We start from the raw sequence: 5,030 nt of genomic DNA, 5'->3' as shown, positions 1-5,030 counted from the left end.
CTGCTGCGCGGGCCGGGCCGGGGCCGCGGGCGCGCTCGGCGCGGCGGCCTGCGCGGTCTGGCCGGTTCCGGAGGCCGGAGTGGCGGGGGGGCCGTCACTCGCCGCAGCCGGCGCGGCGGCGCCCGCTCCCGGCTTGTAGTCGGCGAAGAAGTCCCACCAGGCTCGGTCTACCGAGTTCGGGTCCTGGAGGTACTGCTGGTAGATCTCGTCGACGAGCCACTCATTCGGACCGAACGCGGCAGCAGGGTTCTTACCCTGCCCCTCTTGGTCAGTCGAAGTGCTCGAACTGTTGGGGGACTGTGGCGACACGGCGGCAACCGCCCTCTTCCGCTTCCTAAGGTGGTGGACAGCGGGAATAAAGGCTACGCCTCTCAGGACCTTTGGTGCAGTCCGGGGCCGTCAGTCGTCGCGCACGTCACATTCAGCAAAGGGTTTCGGGGCATGACGCGATGGGAAACACACCTGGTTCGACTGTTCGCGGGTACGGGCCATCGCCACCGCACCCCGAACCGAGTGCTTCCACCACCGACCCTACGTCACACGTAGTCAGCTTCGTGTGACACCGGTCCCCGGAAGAGTGACACGGATACGACAGCCGCGCGGGGATTCGGCCACCCCGATCCGCCCGCCGTGCAGATCCACCGCCCAGCGCGCGATGGCCAGGCCCAGGCCCGTACCGCCGTCGCCGCCCGGCCCCGACGCCGCCGGATCGCCCCGGTTGAAGCGCTCGAAGACACGGTGGCGCTCGGCCTCCGGGATGCCTGGCCCCTCGTCCTGCACCTCCAGCTCCAGGCTCTCCGGCACCTCGCCCGCCCGCGCCCGCACCGTGACCCGGCCGTGCCGCGGGCTGTGCTTGATGGCGTTGTCGATCAGGTTGGCCACCACCTGGTGGAGCCGCTCGGCGTCCGCGTACGCGGTCAGCTCCGGCGGCGAGACGTCCAGGTGCAGATGTACGTCCGTACGGGTGTGGGTGCCGGAGCCGGCCAGCCCCGAGAGCGTCGAGGCGCCCCGGCTCATGTTGGCCTCCTTGAGCACCCCCGACAGATACGGCCACACCTCGAAGCGGCGCGCGTGCAGCGGCACCACGCCGTTGTCCAGCCGCGACAGGTCCAGCAGGTGCTCGACCAGCCGCCCCAGCCGCTCGGTCTGCCGCAGGGCCGTACGCATCGTCTCCGGATCGGGCTCGCAGACGCCGTCCACCACGTTCTCCAGGACGGCGCGCAGGGCCGCTATCGGGGTGCGCAGCTCGTGCGACACATTGGCGACCAGCTCCTTGCGGTGGGTGTCCACCGCCTCCAGGTCGGCGGCCATCCGGTTGAAGGCGTCGGCCAGGTCGCCGAACTCGTCCCGCCGCCCGCCGCGCACCCGGCGGGTGTAGTCACCGTCCGCCATCGCCCGGGTGACGTCCGTCATGTCGTCCAGCGGCGCCGTCAGCCCCTGCGCCACGAACTGGGTGACCAGCAGCGAGGCGATGATCGAGAAGACCGTGATGACCCGCAGCTCGGTGTCGGAGTGGATGGCGACGAACACCAGCAGCGTGGTGATGATCACCGAGACGATGACCAGCGCACCGAGCGCCGCCTTGACCGAGCGGTACGGGTCCAGCGGCCGCAGCCCCTCCCACACCCGCCGCCAGAACGGCGCCCAGACCCGCTCGCGCAGCACGGCCGGCCCGTCCCACGCCCGCTCCCGGGCCCGGTCGCGTCGCTCGTTCCGGTCGGCGGGCCGGCGGCGGGTGGAGGTCGTCATACGGGCGGGGTCTCCAGGGCGTACCCGACACCGTGGACCGTACGGATGCGCTCGGCGCCGATCTTGCGGCGCAGCGCCTTGATGTGGCTGTCGACCGTGCGCGTACCGGAGGCGTCGGCCCAGTCCCACACCTCGGCCAGCAGCTGTTCGCGGGAGAGCACCGCGCGCGGCGTGTTGGCCAGGCAGACCAGCAGGTCGAACTCGGTCGGCGTCAGGTGTACGTCGGTGCCGCGCACCCGCACCCGGCGCTGCGCGTGGTCGATCTCCAGCTCGCCGAGGCGCAGGATGCCGCTGCGCGGCGTATGGGCGGCCAGCGCGGCACGCTCCACCCGCCGCAGCAGCACGTGCACCCGCGCCGCCAGCTCGCGCATGGAGAACGGTTTGGTCATGTAGTCGTCCGCGCCGACCCCCAGCCCGACCAGCATGTCCGTCTCGTCGTCGCGCGCGGTGAGCATCATGACGGGCACCGGCCGCCGTGCCTGCACCCGTCGGCACACCTCCAGCCCGTCGAACCCCGGCAGCATCACGTCCAGCACCAGCAGGTCCGGCTGCCACGCCTCGGCGGTGTCCACCGCGGCGGGCCCGTCGGTGGCCGTCTGCACCTGGAAGCCCTCGGCACGCAGCCGGGCCGCGATGGCGTCCACGATCGTCGGATCGTCCTCCACGACGAGGACCCGGCGCTGGGCGCCGGGCGTGGCCGCGGCGGTGCCGCCCTGGGTGGTCTGCGTCTGATCCATCGCCCGCCCCTGCATGTCCCCGTGCTGCCTGGTCGCGTACTGCTGGGCAGCAGCGTAAGGGCAGGGTGTGACCGTCGGCTACGCGCCCTTGCGCGCGAGGTGCACCACGTCCGGGACGCCTCGGACAACCGGGATCTCTTCGGTACGTACGCCGGTGAACCCGGCATTTCGCAGCGCGAGTTCGAAGGCGGACGAGGGCTGCGCCGACCACACGGCGAGCACCCCGCCGGGCGTCAGCCGCTCCCGGCAGGCGGCGAGTCCGGCGGGGGAGTAGAGGCCGCCGTTGTCCTCGGTGACGGTCCAGTCCGGCCCGTTGTCGATGTCCAGGCACAGCGCGTCGAAGGTGCGCTCCCCGGCCCCGCCGCGTACGTACGCGACCAGGTCGGCCGCCACGATCTCGGTACGCGGATCGGCGAGCGCCGCCCCCGAGACGGCGGACAGCGGGCCGTCACGGTGCCAGTCGATGACCGCCGGCTCCCGCTCGACGACGGTGATCCGCCCCCACGTCTGCTCCTCCGTCGCGCGCACCAGGGAAAATCCCACGCCCAGCCCGCCGATCAGCACGCTGGGCGACGGGCGTCCGTCCGCCAGCTCCGCGAGGGCCGCGTCCACCAGGAGCCGCTCGGACCGCCCGTCCGAGGTGTCCATCAGGAAGCAGCCGTTGGCGATGATCTCGAAGTGCTCGCCCCGCCGCCGCAGCACGGCCTCTCCGTACGGGCCCTCGCGGCGGTCGAGTACCTGCGGGGGGCTGTCGGCGCCGGGCGGAGCGGGTACGAGAACGGGGTGGGGTACGGCGCGCACGGGGTCAGGCATGCACGCCATCCTGACCAACCGGGGCGGTGTGGGTCCAGCCGGTTTGCGGGGCCGGCCGGGTTGTGGGTCCCGCCGGGCCGCCCCACGTCGACCGCTTCGGGTGACACGTGTCACGGACACAGCTCACTCATGGGTTGAGCGTGCAGGCTGGCGGTGCACGTAGATCTTGGTGGGCGCGCGCTGACGCCTTTGGCGTCTTGGCGCCGGGGACGGAAGGGGCTGGGGGCAGTGGATCGGGCGGGTGTGGTGGACGTGGCTGAGGAGGGTGCCCCTGAGGGGCGGCCTATAGGGGAGAGGGCGGCGCTGTCGGGGGTTCCCAGACAGCCGGGGGCGTCCGGGGCGGCCCACGTCGTACCGACGGTCGCGTCCGCGGCTGTCCCCGCGACCTCGCCCGCGGCGCCCTCCTCTCCCGCGCGTGTACCGCGCGTCTGGCGGCTGCTGCCCACGCCCCTGGGCGCGCCCTTCACCTTCGGCTACACCCTCCTCCTCATCGCCACCTCCGTCTTCGCCGAGCACGCCGACCCCGACCTGGTCCTCGCCCTGCTCCAGAGCTCCAGTACGGACGTCGAGCACCTGGCGCGCTCGCCCCTGCTGGTGCTGGTCGCCAGCGCCCTGTGGATCGCGGGCGGCCTGACCTCCGCGTACGCCATCGCCTTCTTCTTCGTCCTGACGGCGCTGGAACGCCGCATCGGCGCCCTGAGAACGGCCGCGGTCTTCTTCGGCGGCCATGCGATCGCCACCCTGGCGACCGAGTTGCCGGTGGGCGCCGCGGTCGCCCTCGGGTACCTCCCGCCCGACTCGCTGCAACGCCTCGACTACGGCATCAGCTTCGGCGTGATGACCTGCACCGGCGCGCTGGCGGGCCTGCTGCCGGCCTGGGCCCGGTGGCCGCTCCTGGCGGGCGTGACGTGGTTCGCCGTCACCAACCTCCTCGTCTCCACCGACCCCGTCAGCGACTCCGGCCACCTCCTGGCCATGGTCCTCGGGCTCCTCGCCTGGCCCCTCCTGCGACGGCGGCGTGGACCGCGGTACGGGGCGATTGTCAGTGGCCGTTGCTAGCTTCCTGGGCAACGCTTCTCCATGGCTCGACGGGGAGGTGGAGCGAGGGTTGCACCCGGCCGGGGCGGCCGGGGCCCCGCTCCGTCAGGAAGAGGCACACATCATGCGGATGATCTTCGTCAACCTGCCGGTGAAGGACATCGAGGCGTCCCGCGAGTTCTTCACCCACCTCGGCTTCGCGTTCAACCCGCAGTTCTCCGACGAGCACACCCTGTGCATGATCGTCGAGGAGAACATCCACGCCATGCTCCTCCAGGAGGACCGCTTCCGGGACTTCATCAACGGCGACATCAGCGACGCCGCGAAGACGAAGGAAGTCCTTACGTGTCTGTCGTGCGAGAGCCGCGAGGAAGTCGACTCCCTGCTCGCCAAGGCCCGCGAAGCGGGGGCTTCCGGGTGGAAGCCGGTTATGGAGGAAGGGCCCATGTACGGGGGTAGCTTCCAGGATCTGGACGGGCATGTGTGGGAGCTGATGTATATGGCTCAGGGGTGAGGCGTATCGCTGCCGCTGGCGCTTCGCGCGGGTGGGGGGTGTCTGGACCGCGCTTCGCGCGGATACGCATTGCCTGGTCTGTGGGGCGGGGGCGCGCAGGGGGCCAACTCCTCGGCACCGTGCACGGCGTCCAAGGGTTAATAGTGAACCGAGGGCACCCGGCTGCCTGCGGGGATGGC

General features: G+C 71.7%; 6 protein-coding genes. 2 read left to right on the top strand and 4 right to left on the bottom strand.

Translation table 11 applies throughout. From position 1 onward, the window contains the following. From IH45_RS1000000150505 to IH45_RS0142140, 4 genes are all read right to left on the bottom strand, one after another. The coding region (locus IH45_RS1000000150505) for a 2-oxoglutarate dehydrogenase E1 subunit family protein (protein WP_234440899.1) at window positions 1–309 on the bottom strand (309 nt) is incomplete at its 3' end. Window positions 310–546: 237 nt separating this feature from the next. Beyond that, window positions 547–1,749 carry a HAMP domain-containing sensor histidine kinase gene (locus tag IH45_RS0142150; protein ID WP_030682284.1) on the bottom strand — a complete coding sequence of 401 codons (1,203 nt, stop codon included), beginning with the start codon at window positions 1,747–1,749 and terminating at the stop codon, window positions 547–549. Then, window positions 1,746–2,486, bottom strand: coding sequence for a response regulator transcription factor (locus IH45_RS0142145; protein ID WP_003987269.1), 741 nt, complete (start codon window positions 2,484–2,486; stop codon window positions 1,746–1,748). The genes IH45_RS0142150 and IH45_RS0142145 overlap by 4 nt, the downstream gene beginning before the upstream one ends. A gap of 78 nt (window positions 2,487–2,564) precedes the next feature. Continuing rightward, the gene (locus tag IH45_RS0142140) at window positions 2,565–3,299 is read right to left on the bottom strand and encodes a spermidine synthase family protein (RefSeq protein WP_050515586.1); all 735 of its coding nucleotides are present in this window, start codon (window positions 3,297–3,299) and stop codon (window positions 2,565–2,567) included. 252 nt (window positions 3,300–3,551) lie between these two features. Here IH45_RS0142140 and IH45_RS0142135 point away from each other — a divergent pair, with 252 nt between their 5' ends. Further along, window positions 3,552–4,358, top strand: coding sequence for a rhomboid-like protein (locus IH45_RS0142135; RefSeq protein ID WP_234440898.1), 807 nt, complete (start codon window positions 3,552–3,554; stop codon window positions 4,356–4,358). Window positions 4,359–4,461: 103 nt separating this feature from the next. Continuing rightward, window positions 4,462–4,851, top strand: coding sequence for a VOC family protein (locus tag IH45_RS0142130; protein ID WP_030682279.1), 390 nt, complete (start codon window positions 4,462–4,464; stop codon window positions 4,849–4,851). Window positions 4,852–5,030: the final 179 nt, after the last annotated feature.

It is taken from the genome of Streptomyces rimosus subsp. rimosus (assembly GCF_000720725.1).
In the GTDB taxonomy this organism is placed as follows: Bacteria; Actinomycetota; Actinomycetes; order Streptomycetales; family Streptomycetaceae; genus Streptomyces; species Streptomyces rimosus_A.
The sequence above is the reverse complement of the archived record's forward strand: the minus strand, read 5'-3'. Positions and strand labels throughout refer to the sequence as shown.